The following is a 21,408-nucleotide window of genomic DNA, read 5'->3' on the forward strand; positions in this document are numbered from 1 at the left end:
AGGGATTTAAGGGATTCTAAATTTTCTCCAAAGGCGGCTTGCAGTGCGCCCGGCTCAGGGCCGCGGCGCAAAATCCCTCGAGAACTCGACACAATAATCCGGTCTGCGGCTTTCCCAAAGACTTTGGCGACACTTTCAGCGTTTCCACCCTGAGCGCCAAAACCGGGCACCAGCAGGGGCGCATTCGCAGCATCCAGCAGCGACTCCAAACCGCGCATACGCTCCCCCACAGTGGCTCCGACGACCAACCCCACGTGGCCCCAGTACCCCGCTTGTGCCGCCTCACGATTTTCCGCACCCGCACGTTGCATAATATCCGCGGCTAGGGACCTCACCGGTGTTTCACCGTCGTCCATAATCATCGCCGACTGAATCGAGGCGGACTCCGGGTTGGAAGTCAAAGCCAAAACGAACGTCCCCTTGCCGTTCTGTTTCGCCAGGTCCAGTGCGGGACGCAGGGACTCAAATCCCAAGAACGGACTCAGCGTCATCGCGTCAGCCTCCAGCGGCCCTTCTGACAGGTACGCCCTCGCGTAAGCGCTCATAGTGGAACCGATGTCGCCACGCTTCACGTCCACAATGCTGAGTGCCCCAACATCGTGAATCGCCCGCAGAGTGGCGGTGAGCGCGGAAATCCCGGACGAGCCATATTCCTCAAACAGAGCCGATTGCGGTTTAAAGAATCCGCACAAATCGCCCAGCGCATCCAGCACTCGCATGGAAAAATCCCATACTCCCGCCCCACTGCGCGGTAACCCCCAAGCCTCCAGCAACTCCGGGTGAGGATCAATCCCCACGCACAAGGGTCCCTGGTTCGCTATGGTTTCCTGGCAACGTTTCCCGAATGGTTCAACCGGATTAGCTTCTGGCGCAGCGCTCATGACTTCCCTTTCTCAAGTGACATCAGGAAACCGCTCGGAGAGACAAAACCCGAGCTTCCTGAAAAGTCATTTTATGCCTTACCGGGCGTGCGGGTACCGGACTTCTCCATCTCAATTTGACGTTCCTGCAAAGACCGCACCGTAAAGGTCTGTCCCTGACTTAAGAAATCCATCACCTGCACGGCGACTTGCAGGGTCCGCATAGTCGTGATGATGACCTTGTTGGCGGTGGCAGCCGCGGTACGAATCCGGTATCCCGCTTCACGAGTGCCCTTGCCGCGTTCCGGAGTGTTGACGACCATGCCGACTTCCTCGGATTTTACGAAAGAGCTGAAGGCCGTGTCGGCTGACCCGTCGGTGAGCTGACGGTCCTTTTCCACTCGGGTAACCGGAATCCCGTTGCGTTCCAGGACCGATGCTGTCCCCTCGGTAGCCACCAGCTTGTAGCCCAGCTGGTGCAGGCGCGAACAGGGCAAAATAATGTGGCGTTTGTCCCGGTCAGATACCGTCACCACAATAGTCGTGCCCGGTTTGGGCAGTGCCCCGACCGTTGCCAGCTCCGACTTGGCATAGGCCATCGGCAGGTTCACACCCAAGCCCATTGCCTCGCCGGTCGAGCGCATTTCCGGTCCCAGAATCGTATCGACCATCGTGCCGCTAAAGGTGCGGAAACGCTTGAACGGAAGGACGACTTCCTTGACGGCAATGTCGGGATAGTTACTCCACTGGGCAAAGTCCACACCGGGCAGCATCCCGCACTGGCGCAACTGGGCGATGGTGGTGCCGGTCATGACTTTGGCGGCCGCCTTCGCCAGGGGAACTCCGGTCGCTTTCGCCACGAACGGAACCGTCCGCGACGCTCTGGGGTTTGCTTCGATAATATTGAGCACTCCCGCCGCCAGCGCGAACTGAATGTTGATGAGCCCGACAGTGCCCACGCCTTGGGCAATGGACTCGGTCGCGGCGCGTATCTGGTTAATTATCGTGCCCGAGAGCGTGGCGGGAGGCAGCACGCAAGCCGAGTCGCCGGAGTGAATGCCCGCCTCTTCGATGTGCTCCATCACGCCAGCCAGGTACAGCTCGTGACCGTCATAGAGCGCGTCCACATCGATTTCGATGGCGTCGTCCATGAAATGGTCAATGAGCAGCGGTCCGGCGCCGACTCCGGCCGAGTCCGGCCCCAATCGACTGAGGTAATCCTCGAAATGGTCGGCGTTGAAAATGATTTCCATGCCGCGTCCCCCCAGCACATAGGAGGGGCGAGCCAGCAGAGGGAACCCAATCTCGGCGGCGATGTCTCGCGCTCCGGCGTTCGTGGTGGCGGTGCCGTGAGCGGGTGCGGCCACCCCGGCGGCGGTATAGACCCGTTCGAACTCTTGCCGGTCCTCGGCCAGGTCAATCGCACGCGCCTGGGTGCCCAAAATTGGCACTCCGGCATCGGTGAGGCGCCGCGCCAGAGACAGCGGGGTTTGGCCTCCCAACTGGACAATCATCCCCGCTACCGGACCGCAAGCCAGTTCTGCCCGGTACACCTCATAGACGTCTTCAAAGGTCAAGGGCTCAAAGTACAGCCGAGACGCGATGTCATAATCGGTCGACACGGTCTCAGGGTTGCAGTTGACCATGATCGTGTCGTAGTCGTCTTTCAGCGTCAGGGCGGCGTGCACGCAAGAGTAGTCGAATTCGATACCCTGCCCGATACGGTTCGGCCCGGAACCCAAAATAATGACCGCCGGTTTCTCACGCGGCTGTACTTCGGTGCTGAGGTCGTAGGACGAATAATGATAAGGCGTGTTGGCACCGAATTCGCCGGCGCAAGTGTCGACTTTCTTGTACACCGGATGCAGGCCAAAGGCGTCGCGCACTTCCCGCACGGTGTCCTCAGAAATGCCCCTAATCTGGGCGATTTGCAGGTCTGAGAATCCGTGACGTTTCGCTTCGCGCAGCAGCTGGGGCTGCAAAGCGGGAGCTTCCCGCAGGCGCTTCGCCACCTCACAGAGGATAAACAGCTGGTCGATAAACCACGGATCTATCTTAGTTGCGGCATAGATGTCGGCAGCCGACGCTCCCCCGCGCATTGCCTGCACCACTTGGGTCAAGCGTCGCTCTGTGGGGGTAGCCATTTGTTCCAGCAGCTGCGCGGTTTGTTCCGGACTTGGAGCGGGCTGGGCGAAGTCAAAGCTGGACCCGCGCTTATCCAAGGAACGCAACGCCTTTTGCAGAGCCTCGGTAAAGTTTCTGCCGATGGCCATCGCTTCGCCCACCGACTTCATGGTGGTGGTCAGTGTCGGGTCAGCCGCGGGAAACTTTTCAAAAGCAAACCGCGGCGCTTTCACCACCACATAATCCAAGGTGGGCTCGAAGGACGCCGGGGTGGACAGCGTGATGTCGTTGGGAATCTCGTCCAAGGTGTAACCCACTGCCAGCCGAGCGGCGATTTTTGCAATCGGGAACCCCGTTGCTTTTGACGCCAGGGCCGAAGAACGCGACACCCGCGGGTTCATTTCAATAACGATAATCCGACCGGTCTGGGGGTGGACGGCGAACTGGATATTACACCCGCCCGTGTCCACACCGACCTCGCGAATGACGGCAATCCCGATATCGCGCAGCCGCTGCATTTCCCGATCAGTCAAAGTCATGGCGGGTGCCACCGTGATGGAATCCCCCGTATGCACCCCCACCGGGTCGAGGTTCTCGATAGAACACACCACCACTACGTTATCGGCACGATCCCGCATCAGTTCGAGCTCGTATTCTTTCCATCCAATGATGGCTTCTTCCAACAGAACTTCGTTCGTCAGCGAGTCGGACAGGCCAGCCAAGGCAATCCGCTCCAAATCCTGCTGATTATAGGCAATCCCGGAGCCCAGGCCCCCCATGGTAAACGACGGGCGCACCACGACGGGAAAACCGAGCTGCGCGACCGCCGCGTTGACCTCCTCTAGGGAATGGGCAATGAAAGACCGCGCCACTTCTGCGCCGCAGCGTTCCACGACTTTCTTAAATTCTTCCCGGTCCTCACCCGCGTTGATGGCTGCGGCGTTGGCACCAATGAGCTCGACCTGGTATTTGTCTAAAATCCCGGTTTCACTCAAGTTAATCGCCGCGTTCAAGGCCGTTTGTCCGCCCAGGGTGGGCAGCAGCGCGTCGGGGCGTTCCTTGGCGATAATCGATTCCAAAAATTCGGTGGTAATCGGTTCGATATAGGTGCAGTCGGCGACCTCCGGGTCGGTCATAATCGTGGCGGGGTTGGAGTTGACCAGGATGACTTTTAAGCCCTCGTTACGCAGCACTCGACAGGCTTGAGTACCCGAATAGTCAAACTCGGCCGCCTGACCGATGACAATCGGCCCGGAGCCGATGACCATAACAGAATGTAAATCTTGACGCAGCGGCATCAGGCCTCCGCCTTCCCGGTGGTATTTTCAGAGCGATGTTGCAACATCATCTGTAAAAAGTCGTTGAACAGGTGCGACGCGTCGTGGGGACCGGCGGCAGCTTCGGGGTGATATTGCACGGAAAAGGCCGGAATGTCCAAACATCTCAGACCTTCCACGATATTGTCGTTCAGTCCGATGTGGGTGACTTCCGCTCGGCCGTATTTTCCGTTGCAAAAGGGCGTTACCGAGACTTCTCCCAGCGGCATATCTACCGCGAAACCGTGGTTGTGGGCGGTAATTTCGACTTTGCCGGTGCGTCGATCCAATACCGGCTGGTTCACTCCTCGGTGACCGTAAACCAGCTTGTACGTTCCGTATCCCAGGGCGCGACCCAACAGCTGATTGCCGAAACAGATTCCGAAATACGGCAGTCCCGCGTCCAACACTTCGCGCAGCAACTCGATTTCATGGGTGGCCGCGCTAGGGTCGCCGGGCCCGTTTGAGAAAAACACCCCGTCCGGGTTGATGGACTGCAGGTCTTTCAGGGTCGAGTCCGCGGGAAACACGTGAATTTCCACGCCCAGGGAAGCCAAAATTTCCGGGGTGCGAGACTTGACCCCCAAGTCCAATGCCGCTAACACCGCCCGTGGGCTCCCACCGGTGAATTCACCGGTGGGAGCAATCACGTAGGGGGTTTTGGTAGAGACTTCGGCGCTGAGCGCCGCCCCCGCCATACGCGGGGAGTCTTGAATGATGGAACGCAAAGCCGCTACCGCATGGGGTTCCAGATTTTCGGCGCCGACCGGCAGGGCGTCGCCCGAAAAAATGCCTCCCCGCAAGGCACCGGCTTGACGAATATGCAAAGTCAAAGCCCGCGTATCCACATCGCTAATCCCCACGATGCCGTGACGCACCAGCTCCTCTTCCAGGTCGCTTTCGGCACGCCAGTTCGAGGCTCGGCGGGCCGGATCGCGCACAACATAACCCGCCACCCAAATCTGGTTAGATTCCGGGTCGGTCGTGTTCATGCCGGTGTTACCGATGTGTGGCGCGGTCATGACCAAGATTTGCCGATGATAGGAAGGATCCGTGAGAGATTCTTGATAGCCGGTCATTCCAGTGGAAAACACGACTTCACCCAAGGTTCGCCCGCTGGCTCCGAAGGCCTTGCCCGCTAGGGCAAAACCGTCCTCCAGAACCAGCACCGCGTCCGCCCGATCCATCGGGAGCGCGGGATGGGCAAAACCTTGCGGATTATTGCTTTGACTGAGCATTTCCGTCATGGTTCGGTTCTCAGCGCTGATCGAGCGGGATAGCCGTGGCGTCCTTAATCGTGAACTCGCCCTTCCACATGGTGTACCGCGCCTGACCGGGCAGTTCCATGCCCAGGTAGGGGGTGTTCGTAGACAGGGAATGCTGCGAGTCCAGGTCAATAGTGCGGCGCGTGGAGGGATCCCACAAGGTCAGGTTCGCCGGTTTTCCGGTGACGATGCCCTGGCCCTGTTCCTTGACCCGCCCGATGTGCGCCGGCGCGGTGGACATAACTCGCGCCACGTCCTCCCACGTGAACTTGCCGGAATCGACCATGACTTTCTGAACCACCGGCAGAGCGGTTTCCAAACCAATCATGCCGAAAGCCCCGGCTTGCCACTCGCAGTCCTTTTCCTCCAAAGGATGGGGCGCGTGGTCGGTACCAATACAGTCGATGGTGCCGTCCATCAGGCCGGCTACCACGGCTTCGGTGTCCGCAGCAGTACGCAGCGGCGGGTTGACCTTGTAACGCGGGTCGTAAGTCTTGGCCATGTCTTCGGTCAGCAAGATGTGGTGCGGGGTGGCTTCGGCAGTCACGGCAATGCCGCGGCTCTTGGCCCACCGCACAATGTCTACCGAGCCCGCGGTGGACACGTGACAGATGTGGACTCGTGAACCCACGTGAGAAGCCAACTGAATATCGCGCAGGATAATGGCTTCTTCCGCGACCGCCGGCCATCCGGGCATACCCATTACAGCTGACAGCGGAGACTCGTTCATCTGCGCATTTTCCGTCAGACGCGGGTCTTGAGCGTGCTGAGCGACCACACCATCAAAGGTCTTTACATATTCCAGAGCGCGGCGCATCAACACCGGGTCAGAGACGCATTTTCCATCGTCAGAGAACACCGAAACGTGTGCGTCCGAACGGTTCATGGACCCTAAGTCCGCCAGGTGTTCACCTTGCAGACCGGCGGAAACGGCACCGACTGGGCACACCTGCACCCAGCCCGCCAGATTCCCCAAGTGCACGACCTGCTCTACGATACCGGCGTTGTCTTGGACAGGAGTGGTGTTTGCCATCGCGTGGACGCAGGTGTAGCCGCCGTAAGCAGCCGAGAGCGTGCCGGAAGCGACCGTTTCCGCATCCTCACCGCCGGGTTCGCGCAGGTGAGTGTGCATATCGACCAGGCCCGGCAAAGCCACCAAGCCGTTGCCATCTATGGTCGTGGCACCGGCAGAAACAGCGTCCGCCGCGTCGGCACCTACACCCGCGAAAACGCCGTCCTTGACAGCAATGTCAGCCCCCTGACCGTTCGGCAGGGTTACGTTCTTAATCAAATATTCCTTCACAGCAGGCCTCCTTCCGGCGCGAGCAAAAGGTAGAGAGCAGCCATCCGGACACTCACGCCGTTTCCAACTTGTTCAACAATGACAGACTTTGCGGAATCTGCGGCTTGGGCGCAGATTTCCATACCGCGGTTCATCGGACCGGGGTGCATGATAACCGTGCGTTCGGGCAGGTTAGTGAAACGGGTGTTGTTCAAACCGTAAGCCCGGTGATATTCGACCACAGACGGGAAGTAGCCCCCGCCGGCAGAACTCATACGCTCGCGCTGCACCCGCAGCATCATCACCGCATCAGGATTGGTAGCCAAGGCCACATCCAAGTCGTAGGACACGTCACACTTCCAGTTTTCTACCCCAACCGGCATCAGGGTCGGCGGACCGACCAGGGTCACGTGGGCGCCCAAGGTCGACATCAAGTCCACGTTGGAGCGAGCAACACGAGAGTGCAGGATATCGCCTACGATGACTACGTGGGCGCCATTTAGGTCTTTACCTGCAAGGTCGCCGCCACTCAAACCGAGGTAGTGCCGGCGCAGAGTCATCGCGTCGAGCAGAGCCTGGGTGGGGTGTTGATGTTCGCCGTCACCAGCGTTGAGGACGGGCACGTCAGACCAGCCGGCGTTGGCCAACCGGTAGGCCGCCCCGGAGGAGGAATGGCGGATAACGATGCCGTCAACCCGCATGGCCTGCAGGGTCAAGGCCGTATCTTTCAGGGATTCGCCTTTCGCAACCGAGGAACCTTTCGCAGAAAAGTTGATGACGTCCGCGCTGAGGCGCTTGGCCGCGGTTTCAAAAGAAATCCGCGTCCGGGTGGAGTTCTCAAAAAAGAGGTTGACCACGGTTTTGCCGCGCAAGGTCGGCAGTTTTTTCACCTTTTGAGCCTGGGTCATCGCCATGGCTTCGGCAGTATCCAAAATTTTCAGGACATCTTCGTGGCTCAAATCAGCCGCAGAGAGCAAATGTCGCATGATTTTTATTCCTTCCCGTCTGCAATAATCACGGCGTCTTCGCCGTCACTGTCTTGAAGTTTTACGAGTACCTGTTCCGCCCGTGAAGTGGGCAGATTCTTTCCGATGTAGTCAGCGCGAATCGGAAGTTCGCGGTGACCGCGGTCCACCAGCACGGCTAACTGCACTTGGGCAGGGCGGCCGTGATCGTTCAACGCATCGAGCGCAGCCCGGATGGTTCGTCCGGAATAGAGCACGTCGTCGACGAGGATGACCGTTTTACCGTCAATGCCGGTTTTAGGCATCACGGTGGGTTTCGGTACGCGTATCGGTTGACGGGAAAGATCATCGCGGTACAGGGTGATGTCCAGGGTGCCAACCGGGACGTCTGTATCGGGATTATTTTCCTTTAAAAAATTCCCCAACCGATTGGCTAGCTCAACGCCACGGGTGGGGATTCCTAACAGAACGACATCTTCAAGACCCTGGTTTTTCTCCATAATCTCGAAGGCCAGTCGTTTCAGCGAACGGGCAATGTCAGCACTGCCCAACACTGTTTTTTCCATATTTTTCCTTTCTGCCTCACGGGGCAAAATTAAAGGTTTTATAGCGACTCCATAGTACACGTTTTTTCCCAAGCCTCCGAATCCCCCGCCCGTGCCGGTGCAAAACGGGTCGGGAATGCTGGAACTCTCGGGGGAAATTCAGAAAGATGCGAAATTTTCAACATCGAGCGTTTTCAGGCTAAACTCCTGGCAAAATCGCCGATAATAAAGACATGGACGAAAAACGCGAGCTGTTAATGCAGCTTCTATTCGGCAACGAGGACACGCCGGGGCTGAGCCAAGAGGTCACGCAACCCGACAACTCGCCAGAGGCCGCTGCTCGTTTCCAAAAGTGGGCCAAGGCACAACAGAAAGCCCAAACCATCAACGAAACTCTGGACAATTCGGAAAAATCCGCAGATATCCTGCGCGAAATGATGAATCGGGATTAACTGCAGACTCTATTCCAGGGTGTCTAAGTCAATCTGTTCCAAAACGCCGCCCGCTGCGGCGGTTTTTGCCGCGGTATCAAAGCTCTGCGGTACCGAAGACTCAAGTTTCGCAATCGCCTCGCCGCTCAAAGTTTGGTCGGCCTCGGTTTTGCTCAACGCATCTTTCATATCGTTGATAGCTCCCAACAGACCGTTGATAAACTTCGGTGACTCATCAGTGGAACGTTCCTCCGCGATTTGCATAGCGGCGGTGATGGCTACGGCTCCCTCCACGTCGGGATTGAACAGAATCTCCCAAGCTGCGACCCGCATAATAGCTAGGTCCACCTCGGGCATCCGCTGCAGCGGCCACGCTTTTGAATATGTCGCCAAAGCCGCATCAATCCGCTCTAAATGCTCGGCCACACCCTCCAAAATTTCGACAGCATAGGCCGGCAGCGGGGTCTGCGCGGTAGTCTCGTCCTGACGTAGCTGCGCCAGAGAAAATATGCCTTCAGGAGTGTCCCAACCCCGCACATGCGCCTCATAAAGCACATCAACGGCTCGAACCCGCTCCCGCGTGCGCCGCGGCAATTTATGTCCCACTGTCTCGTCCCCTCGCAAAAATGAGTGACGCGAGCCGGAAGCCTGCGCCCCGACTCGCGTCCACTGCAGTATTAATCGGTAACCCGCGAGATGTATTCGCCGGTGCGGGTATCGACCTTCACCTTGTCGCCAATATTTAAGAACAGCGGCACCTGAATGTCCCAGCCCGTCTCGAGGGTGGCCGGCTTGGTGCCCGCATTGGAGCGGTCGCCCTGCAAGCCTGGCTCGGTGTGCGAAATCTCTAACACAACCGAGGCCGGCAGCTCAATAAACAAAACATTGCCCTCGTTGAAAGCCAGGATGCATTTCTGGTTTTCCAACAGGAAGTGCGCGGCGTCCCCGACGATTTCGGGAGTGACGCTGACCATTTCAAAGGTCTTTTCGTCCATGAACATGTAGTCGGTACCGTCGTTGTACGAGTAGGTCATGTCGCGGCGATCCACGGTGGCGGTTTCAATCTTTAGTCCCGCGTTAAAGGTCCGGTCAACGATTTTGCCCGAAAGGATGTTCTTAATCTTGGTGCGCACGAAAGCCGGCCCCTTGCCGGGCTTCACATGTTGGAATTCGACACCCTGCCACAACTGGTTGTCAATCTTCATCACCAAACCGTTTTTCAAATCATTAGTCGTTGCCACGTTTCATCCTTCACAGTCTTAACAGTTAGCAAATCAGCTCAAACAGTCTACCGAAAAAGCGGGCCGTTGGCTAACTGCAGCCGTTTTCAGCGATAACTTTCAACAGTCTTTGCGCCAGTTCTGTTAAGGTTCCCTCGGTTGGCACCGTGTAATCACTGTGTGCCATTAGGTCCTCCCGGCGGTCTTTGGCCAGGCGGCGATAGGCAGCACGCCAAGGCAGGCCGTTAGGGTCGCTGAGTTTTTCCGGGTTCACGGCCTGCCACGACTGCTCCCAGGGCAAATCAAGAAAAAATACCGGATTCCCGGCCTGTCGAAAGTTCTCTACAGGTGCGGATGAACCGGTCTCGAGCACGTCAGAGGGCAACACAAAAATGGCGGGAGCGCAGCTCGGCGACCAAGCATCGAGACCCGAACCGGAAGCGACAGGTAGGCCAACGTCCGGTGAAATCGTTTGCGCCAACTGGCTCAGACGGGCTCCCGGCAGGGACACTAAAGCCAACGAACAGTGCAGTTTCACTGAGGAATTCCCGTCATTTGGGCGGCTTTGGACAAAGCATAGACATCGGCGACGGGAACAACCACGGGCTTGCCCCAATCTTCCAGCAGGACAAACCGCAGCTGCCCGCCGCGAACTTTTTTGTCGCTAAACATGATGGGTAACAGTTCCGCAAAAGCGTGGTCACTATAGGTGGTGGGCAGGCCAACTGCTTCCAGTTGGTCACGCAGGCGCGCGGCCAGATTTTTTGGCCCCCGCCCCAGCACCGCGGCGAGGTTCGCTGCAAACACCATCCCGATAGAAACCGCTAAACCGTGCGGGAAACGGTAGTTCTCTACCCGTTCTATGGCGTGTGCCAGAGTATGCCCGAAGTTCAAGTATTCCCGCTGGCCCGACTCATACAAATCGGCGGAAACTACGTCGGATTTCACCGTGACGGCCCGGCGAATAATGTCTCGCAGCGAGGAGGAATCCGGGTCCAGCAGCGCCGATGCGTTGTCCCGAGCAATGTCCAAAATCTGTTGGTCGCGGATAAACCCGCACTTCAGAGCCTCTGCCAGCCCCTCTCGCAGGTGGTCTGGCGAAAGGGTTCGCAAAGTCGTGAAATCCACCGCCACCCCGATAGGAGGATAAAACGCCCCGACCAAGTTTTTCCCGGTGCTCCAGTCAATGCCGGTCTTGCCTCCGATAGCAGCGTCAACCATCGCCAGCAAAGTGGTCGGCACCGTGATGAGGTCAATGCCGCGTAGCCAGGTCGCCGCGGCGAAACCTCCCAGATCAGTGGTGGCTCCCCCGCCTAGAGCCACAATCGCATCGCGGCGTTCCAAACCCGCGCTAGCGGCCGCCTCCCAAACCTCGGAAAGCACCGGGAGCTGCTTCGCGGCTTCTCCGTCAGGCAGCACTTTCACCATGGTTTGTTTACCCAATGAATCCAAGTGCTGCGCCAAACTGTTCGCCGCCGGGGCCACCGGGGGCGCACTGAGCAGCAAGACTTTTTTCGTGTGCGCCTTCATCAAGGCCGCGACCTGTGCGTTTAGGTCCCGCCCGAAGCTCACGGCATAGGGCTGGCCGGGGGTGGACACCCAGATACAGTCACCCTGGCGTTCTTCATAAGCAATGATTTCCCCAGCCAATTCGCTGCGTTTACTCTGCGCATCGATAATGACCGTGGCGGTGCTTTCATAGATGTCTTTCCGCTCCCGATACAGCTCATGCATCCGTTCTCGCAGGTCTCCCGCCAACAGGGGACGAACTTGGGCGTCTTTCTTTTGACCGGAACGCTCGGAACGTTGAATCTGGCGGTTCACCAGGAAGTCCGGGTCCGCTTTCAGGTAGTAAACGGTGTGTTCGCTCAGCAGTTCGCGAGTCGGGGCGTAGGTCGGAGCGCCGCCTCCCAGGGAAACAATCCGGGCTGAGCCCCGCAGCGCGTCGCGAACCACCGTGTATTCGAGGGCGCGAAAGCCCTGTTCTCCGAGTTCTTTAAAAATCCAGGGGATGGATTGACCGAAACGCTGCTGAATTTCCAGGTCGGTATCAATCCAGGTGGTGTGCAAAATTTGAGCCAGAATCCCGGCGGTTTTCGATTTGCCCGAAGTAGGCAATCCCATCAGAACGATTTTGCGCGTCATCAGAAAGTTGTCCTTTGCGTCACTTCATCGAGGTAGGCGCGTAAGTTTCGTGAACATTCCGCCACCGAGTCCCCGCCGGTTTTTTCCAGTAGAGCGTCAGCCAACACCAGCGCGACCTCGGCTTGGGCGATGACGGCAGCCGGCACTACCGCGGTCGTATCCGAACGCTGGTGCAGCCCGGTCGCCACGCTGCCATCAGCCAAATCCAGGGTCGGCAGGGCGTGGGGCACGGTAGAGATAGGTTTCACAGCGGCGGAAACCACGATCGGATTGCCGTTGGACATCCCACCTTCGATGCCACCAGCCAGGTTAGTCGGTCGCATTACCGTGCCCAAGCCCGTGTTTGCGTCGGCTGGCTGGTCACCGCGGTATAGGGGGTCGTGGGCTTGACTGCCCGGCAGGGAGGCTTGCAGGAAAGCCGCGCCGATTTCCACCCCTTTTACGGCTTGAATAGAGACCAGGGCGGCGGCCAGACGCGCGTCCAGCCGGCGGGCTCGGCTCACGTGAGACCCTAAACCGATAGGCACCCCGTAGGCGATGACCTGGACTACTCCCCCTAAGGTGTCGCCCGTGTGTTGCGCGTGGTCAATAGCCTGCACCATCTGTTCCGCCGTATGCGCATCCAGGCAACGTACCGGGTCATTGTCAAGATAATCCGCATCTTCCGGCTGCGGCATCGGCGCGTCCAGGGGAACCGAAACTGAACCAACGGAGGTCACATGAGACACTAAACGAATCCCCGCGACCTGATCCAACAACGCTTGTGCGAAAGCCCCCAGCGCCACTCGAGCGGCCGTTTCCCGAGCGGAGGAACGTTCCAACACGTTACGGGCGTCAGTGAATCCGTACTTCATCATGCCGGCAAAGTCGGCGTGTCCCGGCCGCGGTTTAGTAAGCTGCATGTTTCGCGCCACTTCGCGCTCGTCGCCACGACCCGCGTCTCGCAGCAGCGCCTGACGAGGTACCGGGTCGGGACTCATGACCGTCTGCCACTTAGGCCATTCTGTGTTTTTAATCTCAACAGCGATCGGGGAACCCAGCGTTTTGCCGTGGCGCAGCCCCGAAAGGATGGTTACTGCGTCTTGCTCGAAGTTTTGACGTGTTCCCCGGCCGTATCCTTTTCGCCGCTGGGCCAGGGTTTGGGTCAGGGTATCGGTGGTGATTTCAATCCCTGCCGGCAGGCCGCTGAGTACGGCAATCAGGGCGGCACCGTGTGATTCCCCGGCAGTGACACATTCCAACATGAGTTCATCTTGCCACATTTCACCACACATCCCGAACTGGACAGCTCCGTCCTCGTGGTGGCAAATCCCGGCTAGATGCCGACCATTATCGAGGGTAGGTGCACCACCCAAGTGATGAAGGCGCCCGTGATGAGCCACGGACTGAAAGCAATGTCATGGTCTAAGTCGAGCTTCTTAGAGATAACCAGGATTAGGGCAAATACACCGCCCAAAAGGGACGCCAGCAGCAGCATAGTCAGAGGCGCAAACCAGCCATAAAGACCTAGCCATGCGCTGAGCAGAGCCGCGAGCTTGACGTCTCCCATCCCTAAACCGATATTCGTGGCGAGAATCAGACCCAACCCCATGGCTAGCCCCAAACCCCAGACCCGCGCCAGTGCTTCGGGGCTATGCAGAATCAGGGCGACAATAGTCAGCACAGGCAGAAGCATCGCAGCCCCCAACTCCAACAAATGGTTAGGCAGCAGCCGGTAGCGGGCGTCAGTCAGGAACAACGCGCAGAAAGGGGCGGTACCCAAGTACACCGGAAGTGTGAGGAGGAAATGGGTGAAGCACAGACCGTGAGAAAAATAGTTAAGGATGAGCCACTGGATAACATTGAGGAGGACCGTAGCCAAGGTCAGGCACAGCGAAAACGGGAGGTAAAACAAATCCGGCAGTTCGATGTGACGCTGGCGCAGAATCTTGGTCGTGGCTGCACCCACCGCAAAACCCCAAATTCCGCTAACAATCCACGCCAGAACGTGCCAGAGCATAACTTCCCCCCTCCTGTGACGACACTGTGACTTGATAGGGAGCCGGCAAATGTTAAGACAATTTGTGCCGACATCATTCTAGTCCGCCGAGTTGACGTACTTCAGCAAAGCGGGACGCAAAATTGCGACGTTGATTTCCTGTCCGGTAAACAGCTTTACCTGCGCGACACCCTGGTGCAGCAGCATCTCCCATCCCGGAATGACCTGGGCTCCACAAGCTCCCGCCCAGCTGGCAAGGGGGGTTGGCCACGGCGCATAGGCCGCGTCTAGGAACGCCGCGTGCGGATTAATCCGCAGTTGCGCCAAGGGCAAGGCGTCTTGGAATGGGGCGGGAACAGTACTCATCACCAGGCCTGCCGAGCTTAGCGCCCGGTCGACATCCTCAGCCTGGTGCCACGCCACCGCCCCGACGCTCAAGCCCATTCGTTGGGCCGCCTGAAAAGCCGCGCCCGTTTGGGTGGTGGTTCGCGATATCACTGTCAGCTCTGTGGACCCCAGCTCCGTGAAAGCCGCCAGAGCCGAAGCCGCTGTGGAGCCTGACCCGAAAATAACCGCGCTGGACCCGGTCTCTAAGTTTGCCGCTACCGCGTGGCGGAATGCCTCGACAATGCCCCGGACATCAGTATTGAATCCGGTCCAATCTCCGCCCGCGGCGGGGACCAGGGTGTTCACCGCGCCGGTGACTTTGGCCAGGCCGTCAGCAAAAGTCGCAGCCTGCAGTGCCTCCGGTTTCAAAGGCATAGTCACCGCCAAGCCGCGCAACTGAGAATCTGCCGCGGCCAGAAATGCCTTGAGCGTTCCCAACCGAACACGCTGGCGGCGAAAATCCCAGTTCAAGCCTAGTTCACGATACGCCGCCAAGTGGATAACGGGAGACAAAGAATGCGAAATCGGGTCACCCAAAACCAAACAGTACGACACGACCCGCTACCCTTTACAAATATCGGGGTGATCCTTACAGAACTGCTTCAACAACTCCACGTTAGCTTCCTGTTCCTCCATGGTCGCGCTGAAACGTGTCTCTCCCGTGTTCAAATCCACCGTGGTGAAGTACAGCCAGTCGCCCGACGGCGGGTTGCGGGTGCCGTCAAAAGCATCCTGCCCCACGACCCCAATAGGACTAGGCGGCAGCCCCTTGTGGCGGTAGGTATTGTACGGATTCGAAGCGTCAGCGACCTCGGCAGCGGTCGGAATTTTCCGTGACTTCGAGGCTTCGCCCAAACCGTAGATAACCGTGGAATCCATATTCAAAAATCCGACGGTTTCCTTGCTGGCGTCCATCCGGTTTTCCAGCACTCGAGCAATCTTTCCGTAGTCCTGTTTTCGCAGGTCACTGCCCTCACGCTGCACGATAGACGCCTTGGTCAGGAACGTCTCCCACTGAGCCTCGGGAATTCCCGCGTCCCGCAGCCGCTTCACACTGGCGGCTACCATCTGGCGGATCGTTTCGGTCGCGTCCTGACCGGGGCCCACCAGGTAAGTTCCCGGAGCTAACCATCCCTCGATATCTCCGCCGGCGACCTTGGGCAGTCCCGGAGCGTTGGCAAAAGCCGCCTCAACGTCAGCGTCACTGAAACCGGCAGTAGTCACCAGTTGCTCTTTGACCTGCCACTTTGTCAGACCCGGACCGATTGTAATCTGATCGTCGACCCGGTTCGCTTTGTCAATCAAGATTGACAAAGCATTGACGGCAGACATGTGTTTGGCCATCGCATAGGTTCCGGGCTGAATCGCGGAACAGGCCGCTTCTTGATCCCGGCACGCATTAAAGAATGCCTGCGAAGATGCTACGACCTGCGCATTTACCAAAATATTGCCAATATCAGAGCCTAGGGCTCCCTCGGGAACGGTCACCATCACCTTGCCGGTGCCGCTGCCCTCATAGTCGGCACCCTTGGCGCTGAGCCAACGATTGAAAATAATCGCGCCAAAAACGATGGCCACCACCAGTAGTGCGACCACGATCGCCAGGATGACAAACGTGCGATTGCGCATGGTTTTGCGGCGCCGAATTCGAGAACGTTTGTCGCGCCGACGATTTTCACTCAAGGTAACTTCGGGTTGCTCGGCGGGGGCTACCTGTGTGTCCTGCAGCAGGGATTCCCAGGTCGCGTCTGCGGCTTGGGGTACACCCGAGTCCACACGGGGGAAAGACGGGGTGTCAGATTCCTCGTTGCGGCTGCGGCGGCTGGGAAGGGCGCGCGGGGTCGGTTCAACCACTACATTCGGGGGCGTGACCTGGACTGACGCGGGAGTAGGGGTCTGTGGGAGTGGCGCATCTTGGGGAAGTTCCGGTGTCGAGGGAGCCTGAGAGTCAGCCGAACTCAACGCAGCCTGAGCTTGTTGAGCTAAATACCGACGTCGGCGCCGCGGTCCCATCGATTCGAGGTCTTCAGTGTCTGCCATGTACTTCCCTTGTTAGGTGATTTAATCCATGATAACCAACTCGCCAGGTAAGTTCCCTGTTTGAGTCAAAGTTTCTAAAGCTCGCGTGAGGATGGTCACGGCGGCGATTTGGTCAACCATCTGCTTTTGGCGGCGCGTGCTCACTCCGGCCTCATGCAGCTTGGCGTGCGCATCAGCCGAGCTCAATCGTTCATCGATGAGACACACCGGCAGCGTACCCAGCCGCCTGACCAGACGCCGGGCGTAAGACCGCGCCATTCGGGCAGCCTCACCCTCTTTACCGCTCATCAGTTTCGGCAAGCCCACGAATACAGCCCTGGGATCGCTTTCAGCAATGATGTCCACCAGTTCATCCAGCTCGGAACCGTCCGGCCGTACCTGCAGAGTTTCCACCGGCAACGCCAGGGAAGTCCCCGCCACCGAGCGGGCGACACCCACGCGTGCCTTACCCACGTCTATGGCGAGAAAGTTTCCGGCAACCATCCTGTGCGCTATCCCCTCTTAGCGAGTCGGCCCGGCGCAAAGCCCAAACCGGCTCTTTGTTTACTTCGCGAGTACTGACTGCAAGGCGGCCACCACGGCGTTCAAACCGGTTTCGGGTTTCCCCGCGGGAGCTCCGCCGCCTTGCGCCAAGTCGTCCTTGCCGCCCCCGCCGCCTCCCATGGCTGCGGCACCGGCCTTCACCAATGCCCCGGCTTTCACACCCTTGTCACGAGCAGCTTCGTTGCTGGCCACAACCAGCATCGGTTTTTCACCGATAACGGCCGCTAGAGCGACCACCACCGGATCTGCGTTAGAGAACCGCCCGCACAAAGTGGTAGCCGCCTGACGCAAATCGTCCACAGAACCCGCCTGGACGACCTGGTGAATGACCTGCACACCGCCCAGCGTTTCGGCGGATCTAACGTAGTCGTCCAGATTGGACAACAATGCGGCCAAGCGGGTCTTTTCGAGTTCTTTTTCCGCGGTCTTGAGCCGCTCCATCAGGGACGTAATGCGTTCCACCAAGGTTTCCGGCTTGGCTCCGACCAGCTGGGTGACCTGAGACACCAACGCGTGTTCTTTGGCTTGGAATCCCGAAGCGCCATTTCCCACCAGGGCTTCGATACGGCGCACGCCGGAACCAATCGAGGATTCTCCCAGCACCGCAATAGAGCCGATATGCCCGGTCAGCGGTACGTGGGTGCCGCCGCAAAACTCCCGAGACCAGCCGTCGCCAATATCAACGATGCGCACAATCTTGCCGTACTTTTCCCCGAAAATGGCCTGGGCGCCGGTCTTTCGCGCCTCCTCAATGGGCATCTGGTAATCAGAAACGGTCATATTGGTCTGGACCCGTTCGTTAGCTTCCGCCTCGATGTCCGCCACCAAAGAATCCGGCAAAGCGCTCGCGTTGCGGAAATCAAAACGAACGTGCCACGGAGCATTTTCCGACCCGGCTTGGGTCGCCCCCTGCCCCAAGGAATCCAACAGAATCTGGTGAATGACGTGGGTTGACGTGTGAGCTCGGGCAATCGCACCGCGGCGCTCCACATCAATCGTAGCTTGGGCGTCCTCACCGAGGGCGACCTGGCCTTCCGTCAAAGTCCCCCGATGCATGGGCAGTCCCTTCACTGGAGCCTGCACATCAGCCACATCTAGCACTCCGCCTCCCGCGAAAGTCACCTGTCCTTGGTCAGCCAGCTGCCCGCCGGCTTCTGCATAGAACGGGGTTCGGTCCAGCAGGACCTCAACGGTAGCCGGAGCCGTCGCGACCGGTACCGGTTTGCCGTCCTGCAAAATACCGACCACCCGCGCCGGAGCGCTGGTTTCGGTGTATCCCAGGAACTCTACCGTATTGCTCTCACCAAGTTTTGCCGCCAGTTCATGGTAGACGTGAGCGTCGACGTGTCCGGTTTTCTTGGCCACCGCGTCCGCCCGGGCGCGCTGCTTTTGTTCGTTCATCAACTCGGTGAAACGTTTTTCGTCCACCTTCACCCCGGCCTCCGCCGCGATTTCCAGCGTCAGGGAAAGGGGGAAACCGTAGGTGTCGTGCAGTTGGAAGGCGTCGTCGCCGCTCAGAGCCGCGCCGGACTGTTTCGCTTTCGTCACCGCGGTATCCAAGATGACGGTTCCGGTGTCGAGGGTGCGGCGGAAAGCATCCTCTTCAGCGTAAGCGACGTCGGAAATGGTGTCCCAGTCCTTTTCCAGCTCGGGATAGGAGGCTTTCATTACGTTCATCGAGGCCGGCAGCAACTGCGGCATGACCGCCTCTGACACACCCAACAGCCGCATAGAACGCACCGCGCGGCGCATGAGGCGGCGCAACACATAGCCCCGTCCCTCATTGCTGGGACGAACTCCATCGCCAATCAGCATCAGGCTGGAACGCACGTGGTCAGCCACGATACGGAAATGCACATCCATCGGATCGGGGCCGGAAGTGTAGCGGCGCCCGGACATTTCCTGAGCGACTTCGATGACGGGGAACACCTCGTCAATTTCGTACATATTGTCTTTGCCCTGGAGGACAAAGGCCAGACGTTCCAGTCCCAAGCCCGTATCGATAGCGGTCTGGTCGAGCTTGCCCAACAGCGGGTAGTCTTTGCCGGAGCCTTCGCCGCGCAGGAATTCATCAAAAACCAGGTTCCACAGTTCCAGGTAGCGGTCGCCTTGCGTGTCAACTTCCGGACCGCCCTCGGGGCCGTATTGCGGACCGCGGTCCAGGTGAATTTCCGCACAAGGGCCGGCCGGGCCGGGTTGGCCGGTATCCCAAAAGATTTCTTCGCGCGGAAGTTTCTGGACGTGGGCGGGATCCAGACCGATTTGCTGGGTCCAGATGTCCCAAGCGGCTTCGTCTTGCTCCCAAATCGTGACCCAGAGCTTGTCACCGTCCAGGCCGTAGCCACCGTCCTTCTGACTGCCGGTCAGCAGGTCCCAAGCATAATGAGACGCGCCTTCCTTAAAGTAGTCGCCGAAGGAAAAGTTCCCGCACATCTGAAAGAAAGTACCGTGACGAGTGGTTTTCCCGACCTCGTCAATGTCGTTGGTGCGGATACACTTTTGCACCGAGGTGGCTCGCGGCCACGGCGCCGGCTCGGTTCCTACGATGTAGGGAATGAACGGAACCATGCCCGCAATGGTGAACAAAATCGAGGGGTCGGGCGAAATGAGCGGTACCGAGGGGCGAACCTCATGACCGTTCTTTGCAAAAAAATCCAGCCAACGCTGACGAACTTCCGCAGTACGCATCTATATGTATCTTTCCTTCGTATCCGGGCTGCTCCCGGTTTATCTGTCCTGGTCCCCCGGTCAGTTTGTTCCGGGCGGTTTTCGCTGATTATCGGTGAACTTCGCTAAAATTCCAGGTCGTCTTCCACAACGGAATCACGGTGACGTCCGCGTCCGACTCTGAACCCCGCACCATCGTCCTTCCGAGCGTTCCAAGTGTCGCGGGCCTGCTCGATTTCTGAATCACTGGAGCTCAGAGCCTCGATAAGTTCCCCCTCGCGCTGTGACATATCCGCACGGAACCGCTGGGTCATCTGATCGACAGTCTGACGGAACGGGGTAACGGTAAAGTACGCGGCCAAAGCCGCCCCCGCGGAAAGGAGCAGCGTCGTCCCGACCGCTTTCGCTGTATTCGACATCTCTCCCCCTACTTTGCTTTCTTCCTGTCGATACCCATGGCTTTACGCACCGCGTAGTTAAAAGCCGCGACCTTAATGAGCGGCCGGCCCAGCGTCGCGGTAAACAAGGTCGTCAGCGCCGAGAGATCCTCGACGGAGCGATTCGCCGCCGAAGTCATGGAATCGACCCGTACCAACTGATTGTTGACCTGGTCCAAAGACGTCTGTCCCTGTTTGACCGCCACCACCGCTTCGTCGGTGACAGTTTTGATGGATTGCTCCAGTTGGGAAAACACCCCGCCCAGTTTCCATAGCGGCACAGCTAAAAATAGCACCAATACCGCGAAAGCTACGGCGGCAATAATCCCGGCAATTTCACCAATCATGTCATTCTCCTGTCCCGGTGTAGTGACCCATTTTCCGAGCTGTTTGCACGAAACACACCGTAGATATTCTAACTTTAAACAATTGACCCCGGGAAAATCCCGGGGCCACTGAAAGTTTTAGCGGGAATAGTGCTCCACGACCAGTTGCACCTCACACTGAATCGGGACTTCTTCACGCTTAGGCTTGCGATCCAAGGTAAAGCGCAGCTTTTCCAAATCGACCTTAATGTAGTCAGGAACGGGAGGCAGCACATCGCGGTGAGAACCGCGGGCAGCCACCACGAAGGGGTCCTTTACCTGAGAGGACGGCTTGACCTGGACGGTTTGACCGGGACGCACCTTGTAAGAGGGACGGTCCACAATCTTGCCGTCAACCAAGATGTGACGGTGAGTTACCGCCTGACGAGCCTGGAACATGGTGCGGCCAAAACCGGCCCGCAACACCAGAGCATCAAGCCGGGTCTCCAGCAATTCCACCAGGTTGTCACCAGTCTGGCCTTCCATGCGGCGTGCCTCCTGGAAGGTTTTGACTAGCTGAGCCTCGCGGATTGCGTACTGGGCACGCAAACGCTGCTTTTCTTTCAAACGCACCGCGTAGTCAGATTCGCTGCGGCGACGGGCGCGGCCGTGTTCACCAGGTCCGTAGGGACGACGTTCAAAGTACCGCTTAGCTTTCGGGGTCAGCGGCATCCCCAAGGCGCGCGACAAACGCACCATTTTCCGAGAACGGTTTGCCATTTATATTCTTCCTGTCTTATTTCAAAGTCACCCCGCGAGGGCATCTCGGCGGGGAGGGGTCACCTTATTGGCTAAGACCCCAGGTGTCCGGGCATGAGCCAACCGAGGGTTGGTCATG

20 protein-coding genes are annotated in these 21,408 nt (G+C 58.5%); 1 reads left to right on the plus strand and 19 read right to left on the minus strand.

Annotated elements, in window-relative coordinates:
• The 6 genes from pyrF to pyrR all read right to left on the minus strand — a co-directional run.
• Nucleotides 1-881, minus strand: an 881-nt coding sequence (gene pyrF, locus RDL66_RS06630; protein WP_308536042.1) for an orotidine-5'-phosphate decarboxylase, incomplete at its 3' end; no start/stop codon positions are given.
• A 71-nt stretch (nt 882-952) separates the two neighbouring features.
• Nucleotides 953-4,282, minus strand: coding sequence for a carbamoyl-phosphate synthase large subunit (gene carB / locus RDL66_RS06635; RefSeq protein WP_308536043.1), 3,330 nt, complete (start codon nt 4,280-4,282; stop codon nt 953-955).
• The gene (gene carA / locus RDL66_RS06640) at nt 4,282-5,487 is read right to left on the minus strand and encodes a glutamine-hydrolyzing carbamoyl-phosphate synthase small subunit (RefSeq protein ID WP_308536101.1); all 1,206 of its coding nucleotides are present in this window, start codon (nt 5,485-5,487) and stop codon (nt 4,282-4,284) included. Before carA ends, carB begins: the two co-directional genes overlap by 1 nt.
• Before the next feature lie 70 nt (nt 5,488-5,557).
• Nucleotides 5,558-6,868 (minus strand): dihydroorotase, encoded by a 1,311-nt coding sequence (locus tag RDL66_RS06645; RefSeq protein WP_308536045.1) that lies wholly within the window; start codon nt 6,866-6,868, stop codon nt 5,558-5,560.
• Complete coding sequence (locus RDL66_RS06650; RefSeq protein WP_299294050.1) at nt 6,865-7,833, minus strand: aspartate carbamoyltransferase catalytic subunit; 969 nt, start codon at nt 7,831-7,833, stop codon at nt 6,865-6,867. Before RDL66_RS06650 ends, RDL66_RS06645 begins: the two co-directional genes overlap by 4 nt.
• 5 nt (nt 7,834-7,838) lie before the next feature.
• The gene (gene pyrR, locus RDL66_RS06655) at nt 7,839-8,408 is read right to left on the minus strand and encodes a bifunctional pyr operon transcriptional regulator/uracil phosphoribosyltransferase PyrR (RefSeq protein WP_374042909.1); all 570 of its coding nucleotides are present in this window, start codon (nt 8,406-8,408) and stop codon (nt 7,839-7,841) included.
• A 182-nt stretch (nt 8,409-8,590) separates the two neighbouring features.
• Between pyrR and RDL66_RS06660 the strand changes: the two genes are divergently transcribed.
• Nucleotides 8,591-8,809 carry a hypothetical protein gene (locus RDL66_RS06660; protein ID WP_299294046.1) on the plus strand — a complete coding sequence of 73 codons (219 nt, stop codon included), beginning with the start codon at nt 8,591-8,593 and terminating at the stop codon, nt 8,807-8,809.
• Nucleotides 8,810-8,818: 9 nt separating this feature from the next.
• Here RDL66_RS06660 and nusB read toward each other — a convergent pair whose 3' ends face one another.
• The 13 genes from nusB to rpsD all read right to left on the minus strand — a co-directional run bounded on the left by nusB (nt 8,819) and on the right by rpsD (nt 21,290).
• Nucleotides 8,819-9,394: a transcription antitermination factor NusB gene (nusB, locus tag RDL66_RS06665; RefSeq protein ID WP_308536050.1), complete on the minus strand. Its 576-nt coding sequence runs from the start codon at nt 9,392-9,394 to the stop codon at nt 8,819-8,821.
• A 71-nt stretch (nt 9,395-9,465) separates the two neighbouring features.
• A complete protein-coding gene (gene efp, locus RDL66_RS06670; protein ID WP_308536051.1) occupies nt 9,466-10,029 on the minus strand; it encodes an elongation factor P in 564 nt (187 codons plus the stop codon).
• Nucleotides 10,030-10,099: 70 nt separating this feature from the next.
• Nucleotides 10,100-10,546: a hypothetical protein gene (locus tag RDL66_RS06675; protein ID WP_308536053.1), complete on the minus strand. Its 447-nt coding sequence runs from the start codon at nt 10,544-10,546 to the stop codon at nt 10,100-10,102.
• Entirely contained in the window at nt 10,543-12,153 is a 1,611-nt protein-coding gene (gene aroB, locus RDL66_RS06680; protein WP_308536054.1) for a 3-dehydroquinate synthase, read from the minus strand. Before aroB ends, RDL66_RS06675 begins: the two co-directional genes overlap by 4 nt.
• Nucleotides 12,153-13,397 carry a chorismate synthase gene (gene aroC, locus RDL66_RS06685; RefSeq protein WP_374042910.1) on the minus strand — a complete coding sequence of 415 codons (1,245 nt, stop codon included), beginning with the start codon at nt 13,395-13,397 and terminating at the stop codon, nt 12,153-12,155. The genes aroB and aroC overlap by 1 nt, the downstream gene beginning before the upstream one ends.
• Nucleotides 13,398-13,468: 71 nt before the next feature.
• Complete coding sequence (locus tag RDL66_RS06690) at nt 13,469-14,152, minus strand: prepilin peptidase (protein WP_308536055.1); 684 nt, start codon at nt 14,150-14,152, stop codon at nt 13,469-13,471.
• Between the two features lie 78 nt (nt 14,153-14,230).
• Nucleotides 14,231-15,073, minus strand: coding sequence for a shikimate dehydrogenase (locus tag RDL66_RS06695; protein WP_308536056.1), 843 nt, complete (start codon nt 15,071-15,073; stop codon nt 14,231-14,233).
• Nucleotides 15,074-15,079: 6 nt separating this feature from the next.
• On the minus strand, nt 15,080-16,558 hold the full coding sequence (mltG, locus tag RDL66_RS06700) for an endolytic transglycosylase MltG (protein ID WP_308536057.1): 1,479 nt from the start codon (nt 16,556-16,558) through the stop codon (nt 15,080-15,082).
• A 21-nt stretch (nt 16,559-16,579) separates the two neighbouring features.
• On the minus strand, nt 16,580-17,041 hold the full coding sequence (gene ruvX, locus RDL66_RS06705; protein ID WP_308536058.1) for a Holliday junction resolvase RuvX: 462 nt from the start codon (nt 17,039-17,041) through the stop codon (nt 16,580-16,582).
• 60 nt (nt 17,042-17,101) lie between these two features.
• Complete coding sequence (gene alaS, locus RDL66_RS06710; RefSeq protein WP_308536060.1) at nt 17,102-19,789, minus strand: alanine--tRNA ligase; 2,688 nt, start codon at nt 19,787-19,789, stop codon at nt 17,102-17,104.
• 104 nt (nt 19,790-19,893) lie between these two features.
• The gene (locus RDL66_RS06715; protein WP_308536061.1) at nt 19,894-20,187 is read right to left on the minus strand and encodes a hypothetical protein; all 294 of its coding nucleotides are present in this window, start codon (nt 20,185-20,187) and stop codon (nt 19,894-19,896) included.
• 8 nt (nt 20,188-20,195) lie between these two features.
• Nucleotides 20,196-20,552 carry a DUF948 domain-containing protein gene (locus RDL66_RS06720; RefSeq protein WP_308536062.1) on the minus strand — a complete coding sequence of 119 codons (357 nt, stop codon included), beginning with the start codon at nt 20,550-20,552 and terminating at the stop codon, nt 20,196-20,198.
• Between the two features lie 117 nt (nt 20,553-20,669).
• Nucleotides 20,670-21,290, minus strand: a complete 621-nt coding sequence (gene rpsD, locus RDL66_RS06725) for a 30S ribosomal protein S4 (protein ID WP_299294023.1) — start codon at nt 21,288-21,290, stop codon at nt 20,670-20,672.
• Between the last annotated feature and the right edge of the window lie 118 nt (nt 21,291-21,408).

The organism is uncultured Mobiluncus sp. (genome assembly GCF_902488535.1).
Classification (GTDB): Bacteria; Actinomycetota; Actinomycetes; order Actinomycetales; family Actinomycetaceae; genus Mobiluncus.